General features: G+C 48.7%; 17 protein-coding genes. 12 read left to right on the forward strand and 5 right to left on the reverse strand.

The genetic code is table 11. The features are described from left to right. Positions 1-223: helix-turn-helix domain-containing protein (locus G497_RS0111375; protein ID WP_027188232.1), on the reverse strand; the 223-nt coding region annotated here is incomplete at its 3' end. A 46-nt stretch (positions 224-269) separates the two neighbouring features. Between G497_RS0111375 and G497_RS0111380 the strand changes: the two genes are divergently transcribed. The 4 genes from G497_RS0111380 to G497_RS0111395 all read left to right on the forward strand — a co-directional run bounded on the left by G497_RS0111380 (position 270) and on the right by G497_RS0111395 (position 5017). Then, positions 270-1112 (forward strand): DUF6161 domain-containing protein, encoded by an 843-nt coding sequence (locus tag G497_RS0111380; protein WP_169727001.1) that lies wholly within the window; start codon positions 270-272, stop codon positions 1110-1112. A 33-nt stretch (positions 1113-1145) separates the two neighbouring features. Then, positions 1146-2987, forward strand: coding sequence for a pentatricopeptide repeat-containing protein (locus tag G497_RS0111385; RefSeq protein ID WP_027188234.1), 1842 nt, complete (start codon positions 1146-1148; stop codon positions 2985-2987). A gap of 237 nt (positions 2988-3224) precedes the next feature. Beyond that, a complete protein-coding gene (locus G497_RS19300; protein ID WP_027188235.1) occupies positions 3225-4448 on the forward strand; it encodes a toll/interleukin-1 receptor domain-containing protein in 1224 nt (407 codons plus the stop codon). Continuing rightward, a complete protein-coding gene (locus G497_RS0111395; RefSeq protein ID WP_169727002.1) occupies positions 4373-5017 on the forward strand; it encodes a P-loop NTPase fold protein in 645 nt (214 codons plus the stop codon). Before G497_RS19300 ends, G497_RS0111395 begins: the two co-directional genes overlap by 76 nt. A gap of 66 nt (positions 5018-5083) precedes the next feature. Here the strand turns inward: G497_RS0111395 and G497_RS0111400 are convergent, their stop codons facing one another. From G497_RS0111400 to G497_RS0111415, 4 genes are all read right to left on the reverse strand, one after another. Beyond that, entirely contained in the window at positions 5084-5701 is a 618-nt protein-coding gene (locus G497_RS0111400) for a hypothetical protein (RefSeq protein WP_027188237.1), read from the reverse strand. 91 nt (positions 5702-5792) lie between these two features. Further along, entirely contained in the window at positions 5793-6443 is a 651-nt protein-coding gene (locus G497_RS0111405; protein WP_027188238.1) for a YagK/YfjJ domain-containing protein, read from the reverse strand. A gap of 609 nt (positions 6444-7052) precedes the next feature. Then, positions 7053-8765, reverse strand: coding sequence for a DUF3987 domain-containing protein (locus tag G497_RS0111410; protein ID WP_027188239.1), 1713 nt, complete (start codon positions 8763-8765; stop codon positions 7053-7055). Positions 8766-8767: 2 nt separating this feature from the next. After that, complete coding sequence (locus G497_RS0111415; protein ID WP_027188240.1) at positions 8768-9253, reverse strand: hypothetical protein; 486 nt, start codon at positions 9251-9253, stop codon at positions 8768-8770. 980 nt (positions 9254-10233) lie between these two features. Here G497_RS0111415 and G497_RS0111435 point away from each other — a divergent pair. From G497_RS0111435 to G497_RS0111475, 8 genes are all read left to right on the forward strand, one after another. Beyond that, positions 10234-10629, forward strand: a complete 396-nt coding sequence (locus G497_RS0111435; protein ID WP_084516255.1) for a DUF3987 domain-containing protein — start codon at positions 10234-10236, stop codon at positions 10627-10629. 653 nt (positions 10630-11282) lie between these two features. Further along, entirely contained in the window at positions 11283-12419 is a 1137-nt protein-coding gene (locus G497_RS0111445; protein WP_027188243.1) for a tyrosine-type recombinase/integrase, read from the forward strand. 156 nt (positions 12420-12575) lie between these two features. Beyond that, the gene (locus tag G497_RS0111450; protein WP_027188244.1) at positions 12576-13682 is read left to right on the forward strand and encodes a PDDEXK nuclease domain-containing protein; all 1107 of its coding nucleotides are present in this window, start codon (positions 12576-12578) and stop codon (positions 13680-13682) included. A gap of 63 nt (positions 13683-13745) precedes the next feature. After that, the gene (locus G497_RS0111455) at positions 13746-14648 is read left to right on the forward strand and encodes a hypothetical protein (RefSeq protein WP_027188245.1); all 903 of its coding nucleotides are present in this window, start codon (positions 13746-13748) and stop codon (positions 14646-14648) included. 232 nt (positions 14649-14880) lie between these two features. Beyond that, the gene (locus G497_RS0111460) at positions 14881-15093 is read left to right on the forward strand and encodes a helix-turn-helix domain-containing protein (RefSeq protein WP_027188246.1); all 213 of its coding nucleotides are present in this window, start codon (positions 14881-14883) and stop codon (positions 15091-15093) included. Continuing rightward, the gene (locus G497_RS20640) at positions 15090-17447 is read left to right on the forward strand and encodes a DUF3987 domain-containing protein (RefSeq protein ID WP_245576386.1); all 2358 of its coding nucleotides are present in this window, start codon (positions 15090-15092) and stop codon (positions 17445-17447) included. Before G497_RS0111460 ends, G497_RS20640 begins: the two co-directional genes overlap by 4 nt. A 451-nt stretch (positions 17448-17898) precedes the next feature. Then, positions 17899-18246 carry a MobC family plasmid mobilization relaxosome protein gene (locus G497_RS17960; protein ID WP_051258077.1) on the forward strand — a complete coding sequence of 116 codons (348 nt, stop codon included), beginning with the start codon at positions 17899-17901 and terminating at the stop codon, positions 18244-18246. Then, positions 18237-19285 (forward strand): relaxase/mobilization nuclease domain-containing protein (locus G497_RS0111475; RefSeq protein ID WP_027188248.1); only part of this gene is annotated, 1049 nt, incomplete at its 3' end. The genes G497_RS17960 and G497_RS0111475, both read left to right, overlap by 10 nt.

Genomic DNA, 19285 nt, shown 5'->3' on the forward strand with positions numbered 1-19285 from the left:
TAGGTGATATCTGAGTCTTTCCTTTATGAGCCTGCCTTTCTTGGCTTTTCCTTTCAGCCTGCTGGTAGCGATAACCGCGCAACCCCTTGTTGCGGGCATACTCACGACTAACTGTAGCGGTGCTGCGGTTCAATTCACGTGCTATAGTTCTCATGGATTTTCCGCTTTTCAGACTACAGAAAATGTAATAGCGTTCTTCCTTGGCAAGGTGCGTGTAGTGCATAGTTCCCTCATCTGTGGTGGATAGAGAGCTAAGGTATTACCGCACCTTGCTTTTTTATCCAACACCGGAGGTGTTGCACTTACGACTTGAATCCGCCCTTTATAGAAACGCCATAGTTCGGACTAAAGGTTGCCTAGACACTCTCAGCTCTTTCCCAGAAATAGATGCAAGTCAAGAGACATATAAATTAGCATGGATAGTATATACATGTGGTATCATCGCTCAGGAGAATCCTGCATCAGCAGACATACTGCAATCCGCACACCCACTCAATGCGGGAATGAGTGATACATCACTTAAGTTAGAGCTATATCGAGTTAAACAAATAGACGACGCGCAAACCTGGGAAAGAGAACAAGTCAAAAGAAGCCTAAAAGAAACATACCAAACGGCTTACAATGAGGCCGTTGGCTTGCAGGCGGCGGAAAGCGACTGGCATGATTTAAAAGAAAAATACAATAATCAAGCAAGGTATCTATCTTATATGCTTGCGGGAGCTGTCACGGGGGGGCTTACCATATTTATCATTCTCCTCAAGTGGGTACTCCCTGAAGCCATATCCTTCTATTCACTTGAATTAAAGCAAACGTACCCGCTTGGAATAATCGCTCCGTTTCTTATGATAACCACTATTTTTATTTGGCTTTTAAGCTTTCTAAGCAAGCTCTATGTGTCAGCACTGCACCTTGCCAGAGATGCGGAAGAAAAAGTGGTTATGGCCAAAACATATTTCAGGCTTCTGCCAAGCAATGCAGTTACCGAAACTGAGAGAAGCATCTTTTTTAATACCATGTTTACGCCATGCAGAACTGGCCTCATAAAAAGCCAAAACCTACAAACTCCAGTAGATGCCGGAAGCCGCTTGATTGAGAGTTTCAACAAAAAATAGTCGCCTCACAACCGCAACACCGCAGGAAGGCAAATGAGCGAAGGAAATAAAAAATCCAGTAAAGCCTGGTGCTGGTTATACTCCAGGGAAGTCCTCTTATTTTGTATCGCCGTGCTTGCCCTCTTTGCACTTCTGAAAGGGGGGACCCTTTGGCACTTGCAACACGCTGGGGCGACTACCGCAACAAACACATACAGCACAGTAGAACAACAACATTTCCTCCCGGCTCCGGAGGCACCCCCCAGCCAAACCAGCAACGCCCATACGCCAGCCGAACTTGTAGCAGAAATTAAAGAAGCTATTAGCGATAAACAACAGAGTGCCCTTACAGGCTTGAGCAATATAGTTTCCCAGCATGCAACTGTAATTGCCGGATTAAGTACAATTTTTCTCGCTATCCTTGGGGGAACAATATGGCAAACGCTGCGCGTAAGGGCTTCCCTAGAGGAAGATCTCTCAGAAATTGACGGCCAATTAAAAGCTGTGAATGAAAAGCTTGACTCCGTAGATATGCTTGCCCGGTATGCCAGCATCATGACAATCTATGGGGCTTCTAAACGGACGGCGTCTGTTCCATCTGCTAACAGAACAGAGAACATACAAGCTAGTGAGATTCAGCCCTTTTTTGAAAAACTCTTGGACCACCAAAGCGCTTTCAGTAATCAGCGTACCAATACCCCTGATGAATTCTGGGCAAACCACGGGCAACTTTTACGCAATACCATTTTTGAGGTGCTGCACGACAAAACAGAGCCTGCCCTTAAGGCAGGCCAGGAACTGTACAAGCTTTTTGAATCGTTGCCAAAGAAAGAAATCTGTACAACACAGCAGGCAAATGCCCAAACCTATTTTGTACAGTTTTTCGCTCAAAAGGCCCGTTTTGATGATGCCTTACAAACTTTGGGGGCGATAAAAACAACATTTAAAGGCCAAACCGAACCAATCGCAAGGGCTCTAGCATTCCTCGTACAAGGGTATGCAATAGATGGACAGTTGGACAAGGGGCAAAAAACATATGAAGAAATTAAAAAGCTTGGCAACGAAATAACTATTATTGAGGCCTTAAGCCTCTGTGCACCATATTTGCTTTTCTTTTATGCACTAGCAGCCCCACAAGAAGAATATCCAGATAAAATAAACCAATTATTTCAAGAAACACAAAAAGCCTACAACACAAACCCACAGAACCAATTTATTACAAACAACTTCGCAGGAGCCTTGCTTGGCATGACGCATTTTTATAGTGCTCCATACAACTCTGAAGGCGCATTCACCATATACGAACTTTTGAAGGAGTTGAAAGGCTCAAATAATATACAAGATTTTCAATCAGAAGCTTACAAAAACATTATTTATATTTTTACTGCTGGATACCCAAAGTCTAACATAACGAAAGCCCGCACCATACTCGATGCCATGAAAGGCCTTGGCGACACGGAAAGAAGACGAGACAACCGTGCTACTGCAAGTGCATGCATGATCAATCTTTACGCATTAGCAGGCAACACAAAAGAAGCCCGTGCCCTATTCGATGAAATGAAAGACCTGGGCGACCGGGAAGAAATTTTGACCCAGCGTGCCCAGGCTACTGTGATCATTATCGAGGCTTACGACAAGGAAGGCAACATGGAAGAAGCCCAAAAAATGTTTGATGAACTACTTCTATTAGGAGAGTTCCCAGAAAGACAAAAAACAATCGCCCGTGCCGGGGCAAAACTTATTGAGGCATACGCCAAGGCCAAAAACCCCAAAGAAGACTATGGAACCGCTGCCCTGATCGTATACAGCTCCATTAAGGGTATTGAGGTGGAAAGCGAAGCCCTGGAATGGAAACAGGAAGCTGAGGAAGCCATGAAGAAGAAAGGGTGGATTTAGGGTACTGTGCTGCCGCAACAAATACCCCTTGAGCTTGGTGCTGCGGGTTATAACCGTGAGCTTGCGATGGACATTGTGAAGGGGTTACCCGTGCTGGTGAAGGAGAAGTTGGGGGTGATGTTGGGGCGCAATCATTGGTCACGGCGCTTGAAGCAAAGGGCTGGATTAAGAAAAAGATGCTAAATAAAGTGAGTTAGCCGTTCAGGATAATTAACTTCATAGAAATAGGATACCTCAATGATTTTTGTTTCACATGCGAGAAAAGATAAGCCTGTTACTAATCCTTTTGTTGACAAAATTCTGCGCCTCGGCTTTGAGATTCGTGCTGAGCATATTTTCTACACGTCCCATCCAGACACAGGCATTTCTGGTGGTGACTACATAAACGGATCAATATTCAGAAAATTGCTACAGTCCAAGCTTATTGTACTATTTCTCAGTAAAAACTATTTTGATAGCCCTTATTGCTTATGTGAAATGGGTGCGGCTCGCTTGCTCAAGGAACAGGGGAAGGCAGACGTTTTTATATTCCTTTTTCCCGGCTTGTCATATAAAGATATGCAGGGAGTTTTCACTGAAAATATGGTCGTAGGTTTAGACAAGTCAGGTACAGATTCCTTTATTAATATGGCCTCCAGCGTATGTTCAGCAATTATTTCGGATAGACCTGCGGCCTATACAAGGGAAGCTGACGAATTTTTAAAAAAATTATCAAGTGCTCTCTTAGAAATTGCCCCACCCAAAACAGTTTCAATAGAAGAATTTAGCAAGCTACAGACTGAACAAGCTGCACTTGTAGCGAAACTCAGCCAAACAGGAGAAAAGAATAACGATCTCCAATCATATGTTACCAAGCTGGAGGAACTAAAAGATCGCCATGATGTTGATGCAATTAAACCCCGAACAGCACAGAAAGTAGAAGAAGCTTATGAAAATTTATTAACGGCTATCGCTTCACAACTTATGCCGCTTTCTAATAGTGGTAAGCGTGTATTCTTTTATCTTTGGAAATATGGGCCGGAGGAAGCGAGCAGGCGCGTTGGCCAAAACCAATTAGACATAGGACATGATGTTGATAAAAACTTCTTCTGTAAAGACGGCTCCTATTATTACTTTGCATCAAGAGGAGATAAAGTTAAGGAACACGTTGATGCTCTAAATCATTTCTTTAGTAAAGACAACCTAGTTGGGCTGTGCCAGCAATATGGATTTCAGGAAAGTGAATGGGAACAGTTAATAAAAAATCTTCCCGTTGAGCCTATGCAAGACATCGAATTTTGGGAGGAAAACTGTTTACCGTTAAAACCTCTCGACAATTTAGCCGTTTTTGAAGATAAACTCAACGTACTCTCCCACCCTCTTCAACTCCCCCCATGGAGAACACCATGCCAGACCGTTACCACGAACCGACCATTGACTGCGCAAAAGGGTTCACCCCCGAAAATGATATTTTTGGGTTAGAAGGCTACGGGCACAACCTCAGGCATTTTGCGCAAGCCTTGAATAAAGGGGTCATCATTCTGGATGGGGAATGGGGCTTTGGCAAAACAACCTTTGTAAAAATGTGGGAAGCACAATGCAAAGAAGAAGGACAACCTGTTCTCTATTATGATGCCTTTGCCCATGACTATGCAGAAGATGTATTTTCCTCGCTGGCAGCAGAAATTATTGCGTATTATGAGGAGCAAGAGCAAAGTGACTCTGAATTTTTAAAGGACGTTACCAACACAGCATTTAATGTTGCCAAGGCCATTGCCCCTCATGTCCTTAAATCTGGCTTACGCCAAATAGGCATTACAGATGAAGTCATAGAAGCTGCCAAGGATGCCATTGCTGCTGGTTACGCTGAATCTGATGTAAAGGCTTTGCAACAACGACTTAAAGGCAGGAATGACGAAAAAGAATGCTTCCTTGCTTTTCGGAAAGCCCTTACAGACATTGTGAGCATAAATAAAAATGATTTTCCCCTATATGGGCCTACATATTGCCGCAAGGCATATCATTCCATTAACGCATGCATAAATATTTAACAACTACCATAAAACTTCTTACAGCATATAAGCCTCAGCTAGTGTACACTATTTCGCTGTATTGCTTTACTCTTCCTCTACCCCTTTCAGCTTTTTGATAAGCGCGTCCGCTTCACTGCCTTGCAGGGCCTTCACAGGTTTGCCGAACACCTCTTGTGCCAAGGTTTCCGGGTCTGTCCCACTATGCTGGGCTAGGGTGCCGATAAACCCGCGCTGTTTTTCCGATGCTGGCTTGGTGCCACCGCCATTTCTCTCTGCTTGAGGCAATGGTTTCGGTTTTGCCAGGTGGAAGGGAACATCAAATATTTTCGGTTTCTCCTTCGGCTGTTGTGGTTCCGCTTTATGAGCAGTATTTTCCATAGGTAAGGCTCCGCTCAAAGCCACAGCCGTGCCAAGCACAGCCCGTTTGCACTTGGCAGAAGCCAGAGCCAGAGGTGTTTGGTTTGAGCCTTCTGCAATGTCGTTGGCAGAAGCCATGGCCACGTCTTTCAGCACGGTGCCTTCACCGGTTACCAGTTCTGCCGAGCACACAGCGGTGTGATTATTCGTAGCATCAGGAATTTGCACAGGTTCCACAGTAAGACTTTTAATTGCCAAAGGCACGAGAGCTTCCGCAGGCAAGCCAGCTATGGTGGCATTGGGCAACACAGGCATATTTTGCTTATTCTCTGGCTTTTTATTCATAATATCATCTCATTTTAGGTTATAGGGGACAAAAAAAGGCGGTTTACCCGCCATAGCAACGCCACAATGCGTAAAAATGTCGTTTTTTTCTCTATTCCGTAGTTTCCTGGCTATTTTTGTAATTGGCAAGGCTGCTCTGGTACAAGGTTTTGGGAATTCTGGATGAGCCTACGGAGCGAACCCCATGCAGGTTTGTTTCCTTGGTATCGACCTTCGCCAGATAACTACCCCACTGAAACCCATAATGATACATATCTTCCCATGTTTGTTGATCTTTCCGCAGCATAAGCCAATACTGGTTTGGCATAGTTGTGGGAGCACAGAAGTTTACCAACCCTGGCACGGCAGTATCCAGTTGCTGTGCCCACAGCTCTTGCGCTTTCTTGAGCACCCCATAGCTGTTTTGAATCTTGTGCCCGTTAAATAGCATGATGCAATGGTAATGGTGGTTTAAAGCGCTATCATGTTCACGTACCCACATGTATGCCGGGGCATACTCCTTACGTTGGCAGTAGCGTACCAGCGTACCCATGAAGTTGGAAAAAAGGACGTTGTCTACACTGTACGCTAACTCCTGCGGGTAACGCACATCAAAACGCACAAACAACACCTTACTGAATCGTGTTGTCATATGGGCTAGCAAACTGTCCAGCTTTGCAAGTGTATCTACGCTATACCCATACGTTCTGTGTTCACAGCATTGAATAGGGTATTGGTTATACTGATGATTGTATGTGATCATTTCATTTTCCTTTATGGTTTTGGTTACAAATTAAGTGTACATTGAAAAGAAGAGCATAACTAAGAGCTTACTGTACGTGTTATGACAAGCCATTCCTTACGCTATTAACTAATTGTTTTTAATATTACTAATAACCTGTTTTGCTACGTTCCCATATTGCTGGTTTGGGCATTTTACAGACACTGTGGTAATCGACACTTTCACGCATATAATCTTGACGGAATTATTTTTTACCGGAGCACTTAAAAAAACTTGGTACCGTTTCACGGCATGAGGAATAAAGCTCACTCAGGCTGGCAGCCACATCAAGTTTTCATGCCCTTTCACGCCACCCTGGCATGAAAATAAATTGGCCAACTCTTCGTTCAGCCATCTTTTCCCCTGGAAAATAAAATGGTCACGTATGGTATGACATAACAAACGACATACGCTACAGCTTACACAATAAAACCCGTCAAAAAGGCATCTAAAAGCGATATCCCCCCTCCGACAAGCGACTTGTCGGAGGGGGGATCGACTTTTACATCATGCTGGTCTTATCGATGAAGGAGCAAAACGAATGCGTAATACGGAGCATAAGCCCGCCCACCAGTTGTGAGCCCTTCGTCTTCACATCCTGCACGCGGACAAAAACGGATGCGTAATACAAGCCCGCCCACCAGACTGCCGAGGCAGTTGCCGAAGGTGGTTGTGGCTTTCCAACAAGTCCAGGGCATTATGGACTCTCTCAATACTGCGCACCGATGTGTCCTTGGCAATCGATCTCGCTTCAAACACTTCCCTGTTGTGCCGCTTGATCCAGGCGCTTATTGTCCGTGCATCCTCCACCCCCCGCACCCCATTGGGAGCGAAGGCCCACTGAGCATCCGAGATAGTACTCTTTGCAATGGCAACCCCCATTCTTGCATCCTGTTCCGACATGGGTTCGCGTTCCGGATTGTCATGGCGATAGCAGTGGAGCGTAGCTGCGAAGCGCGCTGCCGCCCCATGCAACTTTCTAAGGTACGATGAATGGGGTAAGTGCTCTGCCCCATACTGTCGGGTTAGCTCTCGCGCAAACCCTCGCAAAACAACCCTTGCGCTCTCGGTAACACCAATGGTAAATATCTCCCGTGTTGCCTCTTGCGTGTAATTGCGCTCCAGCATACGAGTTACTTTCTTAGTGTACGTCTGCCCGGCGTCAAAGGCCGTCCCAGGGAACACAACTTCAGCGATTCCCCCGCTGGGAAGAAAGCAGGGGGTAACGCGCGCTGCAAGCCCTCTACCCACCAAAGTTTTGGAGCCGTACAACCTTGCAGCCACATCGGGCTGCGCTAACAAAACGATAGAAAGGAAAGGTTTTTCCAAAAAAATATCCGTACCTTGTGCGGATCGGTGGGAATAGCTTTCCGTGTTGTACGCTTTCAAAAACACCTCCAGGTTAGCTGACGAGCCAACAAGTTGGTCCAAGAGCTGTGTTCCTTCTGCCTGCATAATGGCATGGCCACCGCCGCAGTCACCCATGGCCTTAACAAGGCCCTTTTCCGTAAAGCTATCTGCAAAAAGGCTGGGCATCCCCTGAATCCTTTTGCCTTCCAATGGTCCACAAATCTGTTTGATCTCCTCTGCCAGAAGGTCAGGGGTTATCTCGCCTTCCCTGAGCGCCAATTTTTTTGCCAAGGCGTTCAGCTTTCGATCCTGCACCTTTTTCCCAAGCTTTTGCAGGGCCTTAAGATCAGGGCTTTCCTGGTGGTACTGCGCCTGAAGCCTTGCTTGAAAAGCTTTGGATGGGGCGGCAAGCAGGTCTATCACCTGACTTTTGCGAACCCCGGATTCTGCAAAACACCCAATGTAAAGCAGTACAGGCTCAGCCCAGGTGGAATCAATCTGCACCTGATACCTTCCACGTAGGGCAGTATTAATTGCTCCCAGCAGAGCCTTTAAAAGCACATGCTCCGGCCAGCCCGTTACACGAGCTAGGTCATGCAGCACGGACCAAAGGTCACTCGGCAGGCCTTCAAAGGGAAGGCGCGTAATTTGGCTGCTTACACTACCTAGGTGGTAGACAGTTTGGCCATACATTCCAGTCTGAAGTCCATACAGCTGCTGTTGCTCGACCTGATGCCGCATCTCGGCACTCAACCGACGGTTCGCATTAACAAAGTTGGCCACAGTATTCATGGCGTGTGTTTGGTCTTTCATGAATTGCAAAGACCCTGCGGGGGGATTATAGCTCCAAATGTTGTCCTGCTCTGCCGGAACTCCACCTGAGGTGGAAACAGTTTGGATCCCAGCTCCGTAGGGGGCAGGATAATTATAGTTGTGATTATTGTGCTCAGTCATCTCTAAATCCTTCTGCCAGCATCGCAGCTGGATGTTTTTGTCTTGGTGCTTTTTGGGTAGTGCAATTCAAGAAAAGTGAGGTGGCAGCCACCACGGCCATCCGCAGTAACCTTAAGGAGTGTGTTGCCGCCGTTTTGTGACTCCAGCATCATCAATCTTCGCACTGCTTTTGGCAGGCTCCGGGCCTGGCAAACTTCATGAGCCGGATGTAAGTCTTCCGGTGCGAGTTCATGTGCCGCTATGGCCTCCAGCTTGTGTTTACCCACTTGTGCCCTACTTAGGCCGAGCCGCAAGAAAATTTCAGGCTCTGGGCAGCCTTGGCGCACCAGTTCCACCACCTCCAGGTGGTCAGCCACGTACTTGGCATCTGTTCTTCGGTTTCTTTTAGTACCCATATATACTCTCTCCATGAAAGTTAGCTTAAGCAATAGCGACGCTCCCCTACCCAACATAGTAAAAGAGCCAGCCTGCCATGGTGTATTCATCATCGGCACAGCTCCTTCTGGCGAACCCAAATGCATACCAGAAGGAACGCGTGCCAATGACACAACGACAAAGGCCCCGCAGACGCAACAGAGCGGCAACGAGGTATGGTTATTTTACTTTTGAGAGGGGGAAGGTCCCCGGTTTTTCCGGGGGCGAACTTGCTGGGCAAGGAAAGCAATAACGCTTTCACGCGGGTATGCCACGCGTTTGCCAATAACGATAGCACCGCTAATACCACGGCCCTGGCTATCCAAATTGGCCATAGTGCGTGGGTTCAGTATCCCTTGGGTATGAGTGGATATGTCCTTGCGGAAAACGAAAGCAGGAAGTGCATCTGAAATGATGCGGAGTGAAGAAATCATGGTGAAAACCTCATTTGAGGCTGTGGGGCAGAGTTTATTCTCTGTGGGTCCCGGTGAAAGCTATATTATCATTTTACCTGGAGGGGTAATCATTATCTTCTAAAAAATATTAAAATCATTATAAATATTGCTTTCTTCATCAGTATGAGGTGGTCAAGATGGGATTCTGGTCTGTGCTGCCTGCCTGTTGAAGGTGCTTGTTGTTATAGCCATTCTCTCAATAAACTATTCCCCCGAAAAAAGCAAGATATTTAGCACATTTTTTTATGATGCCCACTGACAAAAAAATAAACATCTGTAATTATAGTACTTTTAAAATAAGAAAAAATCCGAGAAGCCATCGCACATACACCGTCGATAAAAGACTGCACTTACCACTAAATCTGGTAGTAACCATGCCCGCCCTTTCATTCCATTTTTGGGAACATCAGGCCATTGGCAAGCAAGACCAACATGACCATGACACAAGCCGCAGAGCTTGTGGGGCTGCCCCCTATTTTGAAAATCTTTGTTGAGGCGATAGCTGGTGCAATTCAGGTTCCCGCAGAGCTTACCTTTATAAACGCCCTTGGTGCTATGTCATGCGCTGCAAGGGGCCGCTTTATAGTGCGTGTTCATGAATCGTACAGCGGACCCGCTTTGCTTTATGCGCTTTGCCCCCAGGTGAAAGAAAAAGTGCCGTGGTAGCTCTTTGCAAAGCACTATTTGTTGAATGGGAGCGCCAAGCCAGGGCAGAAATAGAAGACACCCGCAAGGAAGCTCTTTCAAGACGCAAAACACTTGAAAAAACTATTGAAGCTCGACGAACAAGGCCAGCAAATGCAAATCCTGACCAGTTACAAAGTTTTTTTGCGGATATTGCGGACCTGGAACGCAACTTGCCAGAAGTGCCCCCACTACCAAGATTGATTGTTGACCATTGCACACCGGAAGCCATTGCAAGCCTTATGGCAGAAAAGCCAACGCAGAGCCTTGGATTGCTGCAACCGGAAGGTGGGATTTTCGACACCCTATAGGGGCATTGCAAAACCATAACAAGAGAGAAGATACCGCTATGAACAACAAAGAAATCCACACCATTAAAATTCAAACTGGCAGCCAAGCGGTTGTCGAGGTAATCCAAAACGAGCGAACCCCACGTTTTTACAGGCTGGCAGAGCTTTTTTTGCTTGTGTGAAAATATCTTACAGGGAAGGCAAACACAGCCAGACAAATAACCATATCAATTTTTATCGATATAAGCCTTACCCTCACCCGGTGGGGCATTTTGTGCCTGCGCCTTGGGCTAGGGTATCTCTTTTTTGGTGGGAACTTTCACCTTGCTTCATTTTGCTTGGTGAAAAAAATGGGGAGAGGATGGGGAGAGGATTTTATAAACAGAAAAAGCCCTTACAGCGTTTCCACTGTAAGGGCCTAATTTCTATGGTTGCGGGAGCAGGATTTGAACCTACGACCTTCGGGTTATGAGCCCTTTTTTATGCCCTTTGGTTAGAATTTACCGTGTTTTACAAAGCTATATACTCCTTTATTATCAATGTGTTACTCAAAAAACGAGTTTTACGCAACCCGATACTTTTAGCCAAAACTTGACCATATGGTTAGAAATAGGTTAGAAAAATTTTGGTGGTTAGAAAAGGTATCAAGCCATTTTTCTACGGGGAAACACACTATGGCAACACAAAAAAAACGTTATCACCCAAAGAAGTGGGCCGGAGTCTATGTATATGAAACTTCGGAGAAATACGCCGGGGCACCAGACCTTTGCTTCTATATTACCTACCGTTCCGGGCGGCGGCTTGTATGGGAAAAAATTGGCAAAACGTCTGAAGGGTATGGCCCAGACGTTGCGGCTGAAATACGGGCAGAGCGGGTTAAGGCTGTTCGCCACGGTGAAGAGGTAAAAACAGCAAAGGACATTCGCCGGGAAAAAGCCGAAAAGGACAAGCCTTTCAAGGAAATTGCCGAAGCCTACTTTGAAATCAAAGGCCCTTCGCTGAAAGGCATTGTTACGGACAGAAACCGTTACGAAAAGCACCTTGTGCCCCTGTGCGGAAAGAGCACGGTAAGTGAAATTACCCCTCAACTGGTTGAAGAGCTTCGCAAGTTAATGGGGGAACGCAAGCCCGCTACCTTATGGAATACTCTGGAATTGCTACGCCGCATTGTAAATTTTGGCTATAAAACAAACCGCTGCCCTGCCTTGAGTTTTCAAATAGAAATGCCCGTGAAAGATAACGAGGTTATAGAGTACCTCAAGCCCGATGAAGTAACGACATTTTTGGAAACAGTTCGCTGCTGGCCCGTGAAAGATGTGGCCAACATGCTGCTTTTGGCTTTTTTCACTGGAATGCGCCGAGGTGAAATGTTCAAACTGGAAACACACGATCTGGATTTCCACATGCGTCTCATTCGCATTCGCTCCCCCAAGGGTGGCAAATCCATTTCCATTGGCATGAGTGACGTTGCCTCAGGAGTTCTCCAAGATCAACTTGCCTGGAGGGCAGAACATTTTCCGGAAAGTAATTACGTTTTTCCCGGTAAATTTGGTGAAATGCGAAAAGATTGCAGTGCTGTGGACACTATAAAAAAAGCCGCAGGGTTACCTGCTAAATTTCGCCCTTTCCATGGGCTGCGGCACCATTTTGCAGTTACCCTGGCCAACAGCGGACAATTCACCCTGGATATGATTGCCGAAATGCTCACCCACAAAAACGCAGAATTCACCAAGAAAAAGTATGGCCAGTTCCTTCCGGAATCCATGACAGCAGCAGGTAATGCAGCGGCCAAAATACTGGGTGGGTTGTAGACGTTTCTTCTACCCTGTTACATAAATTCACCACTGTTTTTATATGCTTTGATGCAATATGATAGGGCTTGCAGCCTTGAACCACCCTCTTTATACTATTCAGGTAGCCACTGCCTGCAAGCACTGCCGTACCGCTCTCAACACAAAGGCAATCCCATGAACTACCCTTTGCTCCTCAAAGAAATTAAAGACCGCATACGCCAGGCGCAGGTGCGAGCCGCTTTATCTGCCAACGCAGAAATGCTTTTCATGTACTGGGATGTGGGCCGCATTATTGCGGAGCGGCGCTCAGTTGAAGGCTGGGGAACAAAAATTATTCAGCGGCTAGCGCAAGACATACGCAATGACTTGCCAGAGACTAAGGGGTTTTCTGAGCGAAATCTTAAGCGGATGCTTGCCTTTCATAATGAATACAGAGCCCTCTCAATTATGCCAACAGCATTGGCCCAATTGCCAATCCATGCAAGCACCCCAATTAGGCCAACGGCATTGGCCCAATTCTCTCCAGCAGATACCAGCAACCCTGATGCCCAAATTTTGCAATTTGTCTTGCTGCTACCTTGGGCGCATAATGCTACGCTTCTTGGAGTGAAAGAGACAAGCACCCGGCTATGGTACATGGCGCAAACGTTGGAACATGGCTGGAGCCACGACTTTCTTGTTAGCCAAATCAAAAGCAATGCCCATGAGCGGCTGGGGAAGGCCACAACAAACTTTTCCACCCACCTTCCTACGCCGCAATCCGCTTTGGCCCAAGAAGTTCTCAAAGACCCCTACCTTTTTGATTTCTTGACTCTTGAAGAACCCTTCCACGAGCGGGAACTTGAAACGGGCCTTGTGGGGCATGTGGAAAAATTCTTGCTGGAACTAGGCGCTGGTTTCGCTTTCATGGGCAGGCAATACCATGTGGCAGTCAACAGTCAGGATTTTTACATTGATCTGTTATTTTACCATACAAAACTGCATTGCTATGTGGTTATTGAACTCAAAAAAGGAAAATTCAAGCCCGAATATGCCGGGAAGGTCAATTTCTACTGCTCGGTTGTGGACGATGTATTGCGTGATGAACAGGATAACCCCACCATTGGCCTTATTCTTTGCCAAACCAATGACCGCATTGTGGCAGAATATACACTGCGCAATGTTACTACTCCCATTGGCGTTTCAGAGTACGAACTCACCCGCGCCTTGCCAGAGGCTTTCAAATCCAGCTTGCCCACTGTGGAAGAAATTGAAGAACGCCTTGAGGAAGGGGCAGAATAAGCCACAGGCGGCATATAATCAGCCTGTTGGCACTTTTGACTATTAACCACTCCCGGAATAACCATGTTCACATCAAAAAAATTTGAGATTATCCAAAACGTTCGCCTTATGGCTGTCATTGGTACAGGGTGTGTTGGCGTTCTTGCAACATCATACACAGTAGCAAGCCTTCTCCGGTATTTTTCTGTCAAACAAGATTCTCTTTCAGACCTTACCGCAACATTGCTGGGGGGCGTTGCCTTAGGGCTTCTTTTCACGGCTTTGCTGTGCATATTTATATTTCAAGCTTTTAGTTTTTTTGAAACAGCTACTTTGCCCCAAGCTATCCGCCTGAATGAAGCTATGCGATTGCTTCACGCGAAAACGAATCCAGAAAGCCTTGCAACGCTCAAGTTCTACGGCATTGCTGTGTACCGTACCCAGGCAATGCTTGGGGATGGGGTCGAGCAAAATATTCCCTGTAAACGAATTGCGACTTTCCTCTCTCCCCTGTTCTTCCGTACAGACCAGAATCATGCCCTTGGCTCCAACAATTATTGTTGCGATTACTCCCAGATAGAAGCAATTATTGCTGCCAACAAGTCAAATTGGGGCAGTACCATGGAGCAAACCGCAGAAGTCTCTGCTGAAGTTATCGCTTTAGAACGCAAAGTTGATGACCTAACGACGAAGCTTAAAAAGAGAACATACGAGTTTACAGCAGCCACTGGCCGGGAAGCCATACTTAAAAAAAGTCTAAAAAAGATAGAGACTCATATGGCAGTTCTTGTTGAGCTTGCCAGCCATGTGAGTAATTCCGTAAAGCCCCCTTATAAAGTTACAGAAGATGAAATCCGCAAGAAGTATCTTGCCATTGCAAAAGTATACGGAGTGGACAAAGCGCCCTCTACCTATATTGAAATCTTCCGAAAAAATATGCCCGCAGACATTATCAACTGGGGTGGAGCTCCAAAACAAGGCAAGTAATGAGCAAAACCTAGCTCGACTAGGTTCCAACGCAATCAAATGCAAGCTGCATAATAAGCTTAATTTACAGAACAAAAAGACAACCCCCTCTTGCTAGCACTAGAAAGAGGGGGTTTTGTTGTGCCTGAACTTACCATGCAATTTTTTTCCTTTTGATAGCAGCCTACATAGGTGTCTCCAGCTTGGTGCATTTCGCCCAAGCCCAACCTACTTCGTTACAAGGAGACTCCGTATGCCTGCCAAAAAACTTAACACAGACGAAGCCGCTGAATTTTTGGGAGTAAAGCCAAATACGCTGGAAGTGTGGCGCACAAAAAAGAAAGGGCCAAAATACTCCAAAATCGGCAGCCGTGTTTTGTACGATATTAACGATCTGGAAACCTACTTTACCGCACAAAGCGTACACACCCGTGACACTGCCCCGCAGCTTCGGAGCCAGAAATGAGCAGCATCTTTGAACAGGTGAAAGGCACACTTGCCCAGCGCCTGCCGGAGGTGCTGCCGGATCTCCTTCCCGGCGGCAAAGTTTCCGGCAAGGAATACCTGTGCGCTTCGCTGGAAGGCGGGGCAGGAACTTCCTGCTCCACCAGCCTGGAAACAGGCAAAGGCAGCGACTTTGCCACCGGGGATAGCTGGGGCGATATTATCGCCCTGGCTGCCAAGGTATGGCACATGCGCCAAGGGGAAGCAGCCAACGAGTTGGCCCGCAAGTATGGCATAGGCACTGACCAGCCGCGCCCGACCGTACAGCCACAAGCGCAACAGCAAAACACCTTTACCCCCATGCTTCCTGTGCCAGCCAATGCACCAGAGCCACCACGCTGGCATTCACAGCATGGGGCAAGGGTAGATGCCTGGGCTTATACAAACGCCCTGGGCGAAACGCTTTTCCATGCCGTGCGCTTTGAAACGCCAACAGGCAAGGTGGTTCTGCCCCTATGTTGTGGGCAGTATGGCAACCAGCGCCCCCAATGGGCATGGCAGGCTTTGCCAGCACCCCGGCCCCTATACAATCTGCCAGCCTTCTACACGCTTCCGGCTTCCGCGCCTGTACTCCTTGTGGAAGGAGAAAAAACCGCCGATGCCGCCAAGGTTCTTTTCCCGCAGCATGTAGTCACCACCTGGAGCGGCGGGGCCAACGCCTTTGCCAAAACAGACTTCTCACCCATGCAGGGCAGAACCGTCATCATCTGGCCTAACAATGACGCCCCCGGCTTCAAGGCTGCTCTGGAGTTGCTGGAGCATCTGCGCGGCATTGCTGGCAGCATGAGCGTTGTTCTCCCACCTGACACCTTGCCGGAGTCTTGGGACATTGCTGATGCCACCATGCCCGGATTCATACCGCAATTACATATGGAAACCGCCATGCCCCCGGCAGAGTTCGTGCAAAAAGCAGCGGTACGCTTTCCAGCCCTAGCACCACAAATACAAATGCCAGACACACCCCCGCCCGACCCGGAAGAAATGCAGCTTCGAGAATGGCCCCAGTTTCCATGGGATGCCTGCCCCGGCCTGCTGGGAGAATTTGTCCGGCTGGCCACGCAAGATAGTGAAGCAGACCCGGCAGCCATTTGCGTGACAGCCTTGGTACGCTTTGGGGCAGAAATCTATGGGCACGCGCCCAACATGGGGCCACACATCTATGTGGGGGAAACCATTCACCCGCCGCGCCTGTTTGCCGTTATTTGCGGCAATTCCAGCAAGGCCAGAAAGGGAACCTCACGCCACCCTGTAAGCAAACTGTTCACCCGGCAATACTGCTATCCTTCTGACTTGCAGGCTTGGCAGTTGCCCTTGCCTGCCAGAGAAAGCGGTGGACCGCTCTCCACCGGGGAAGGGCTGGCTCATGCCGTGCGCGATGAAACAGACGAAGAGCGCGAGCGAAAGCACAAGCTCAACCCCAATGAGCCCATACGCGAAAAAGGCGACAAGCGTCTGATGATACAGGACGAAGAATTTGCCAGCGGCCTTGCCTGCATCAAGCGGGAGGGCAACACCCTTTCCATGGGTATTCGCTGTTTTTGGGATTCCGGCGACTATGCCCCGCTCACTAAAAACAACCCCGTGCTGGTGAAAGGGGCACACATAAGCATTATCACGCACATTACTATGCAGGAACTGGCGGTGTGCCTTGGGGAAGTGCAGGCCGTGAACGGCTTTGGCAACCGGTTCCTATGGGTGTGCGCCCGCCGGGCCAAGCTGGTTCCCTTGCCAAGCCGTATGCCGGAGGCCGAGCTTGCCCCCATGCAGCGTGAACTATGGCGTCTAGTGGCCCATGCGCAGAAACGTGGAGCCATGAAGATGCACAGCACCGCTCTGGAGTTGTGGGAGCATTGTTACCCTGAACTTTCCAAAGAACATTCTGGCCTTGCAGGCAGCATTGTGAACCGGGCCGAAGCCCAAACCCTGCGCCTTGCCCTGGTATACGCCCTGCTCGATGGGGCCGACCACATCGCCGAGTCGCACCTGAAAGCCGCCCTTGCTATGTGGCAATACGCGCAGGCTTCTGCACTGTATATTTTTGGAGACAAAGCCGCTGATCCGCTGGAAGAAAAGGTGCTGGAAGCCTTAAAAAATGGCCCCCTCACTGCCACGGAGCTGAACCGTGTTTTCAGCGGGCATATTTCCAAAGACCGCTTGCAGCCTATTTTACAGCAACTGGAAGCACAGCGTCGAATAGCCATTGCCAAGCAGAAAAACGGAGGCAGGCCCCGGCTTGTGCTTTCCTTGTGCGAAGGAAGAGAAGAAAGCGGAATAAGCGAAAAAAGCGATTTTAGCGAAATAAGGGAGGAAGCATGATGCCAGTTATTTCGCTAAATACGCTTTTTACTCCTTACGCAGACCATAAAACCTATGCCGCCTTTTGCGGCAATGGCCTTTGCGAAATAAGCGGAAAAAGAGAAAAAAGGCAAAGCCAACTGCACAGGCAGTGCAGACTTATTCCGCTATTTTCGCTTTTTCCTCAATACGCAAGCAAAGCAAGCAACAGGCTTCACGCTGTTCACCCCACTGTTGCTAAATGGCATAGCCAGCCTACCCGTTGTGGGCACACGCTAACGCGGTGCCCCCTGCCGGGGCTGGCGGGGGATTACTCCCCTCGACCCCATAAAGCACAGGGGGCTTTGCCCCCCGTTCCCCCCACCAAGGGTATGATACCCTTGGAACCCCATTTGTGGGTGCAGGGGCATCATGCCCCTGCCGGAGGGGATTGGGGAGGCAGAGCCTCACCAAAGCCAACGGAGGTGGAGCAATGACAAAACCCAATCGCACGGCATGGCTCAAGCTTCGCGTTACCTCGGCGGAAAAAGAAGCCATTGCCGCCAAGGCAGCCGCCCAGGGGCAAACGGTTACGGACTTCATCCGGCAGCGTGCCCTGGACTACCACCTGCGGCAAACTCCGTTGGAGCGGGAGCATGTGCGGCAGCTTGCCCGCATTGGTGCAAACCTGAACCAGCTCGCCCGCTGGGCAAATACCTTCAAAAACCGAGCAGAGGTTGTACAAGTCCTGGCAGCCCTATGGAGCATGGAGCAAAGCCTGCAAAATGCAGACACACGCCCGCCCCAAGGAGAAAGCCGGGAGGAACCACCATGTACATGAAGGTGTTCCCGCATGGGCAAGGCGGCGGGGCAGCCCCCATCGAGTACCTGTTACGCCTGGATTACCCGGACAGAGAAGCTAACCCGCCCACGGTGCTGCGGGGCAACCCGGAACAAACCCGCGCCCTTATTGATTCATTGGAAACCGTATGGCGCTTCACGGCGGGTACACTTTCCTGGCATCCGGACGACGCCGTTACAACGGAGATGGAAGAACGGGTCATGGACGACTTTGAGGCCGTGGCCTTTGCCGGGTTGGCTGCCGACCAGCGCAATATTCTGTGGGTTCGCCATGCCCACGCCGGGCACCATGAACTGCACTTTGTCATTCCGCGTGTGGAACTTTCTAGCGGCAAGGCGTTTAACCCGTGCCCTCCCGGCTGGCAAAAGCCGTTTGATGTGTTCCGCGATTTACACAACCACCGGGAAGGCTGGGCGAGGCCGGACGACCCGGCCCGCATCAGGCCCTATGCACCGGAGCATACTGACCTGCACCGCGCCCGGCTGATTCGCTGGGGGGCCATTGCCAAAGACAGCCCGGACGCTGACCCGCGCAGCACAGCCAAAAAAGCCATACACGACTACATTCTGGCGGGCATTGAAGATGGGCGCATTGGCAACCGGGCAGACGTTGTGCAGGCGCTAAAAGATGCAGGCTTTGCCATTAACCGGGCTGGGAAGGATTACATAACCGTTGCAATACCTGCTGAAGATGCAGCGGCTGAAAGTTCTGCGCCGCAACCGCTTCCGCCGCGCAGACGCAAGCAAAACTCCCGTAATACGTCAAAGCGCTCAAAAAATAATTCTGACACTGAAGAAAATACCAACACAATCAAGCTCCGCCTGAAAGGAGGCATGTATGCCGAACACTGGAACTTCACTCACCTCACTGGCAGAACGGTTGAAGGCCAAGACCGAGCAGGAACGACAAGAGATGGAGAACCTGACCCAGCAACAATTCAGCGCCTTGAGCGAGAGCTTGCGGCAATCATCGCAAAACGCGCTGAGTACAACCGAGGCCGCTATCCTGCACCAGCTTG

The sequence above is a fragment of the Desulfovibrio cuneatus DSM 11391 genome (assembly GCF_000430005.1).
GTDB classification, from domain to species: Bacteria; Desulfobacterota; Desulfovibrionia; order Desulfovibrionales; family Desulfovibrionaceae; genus Frigididesulfovibrio; species Frigididesulfovibrio cuneatus.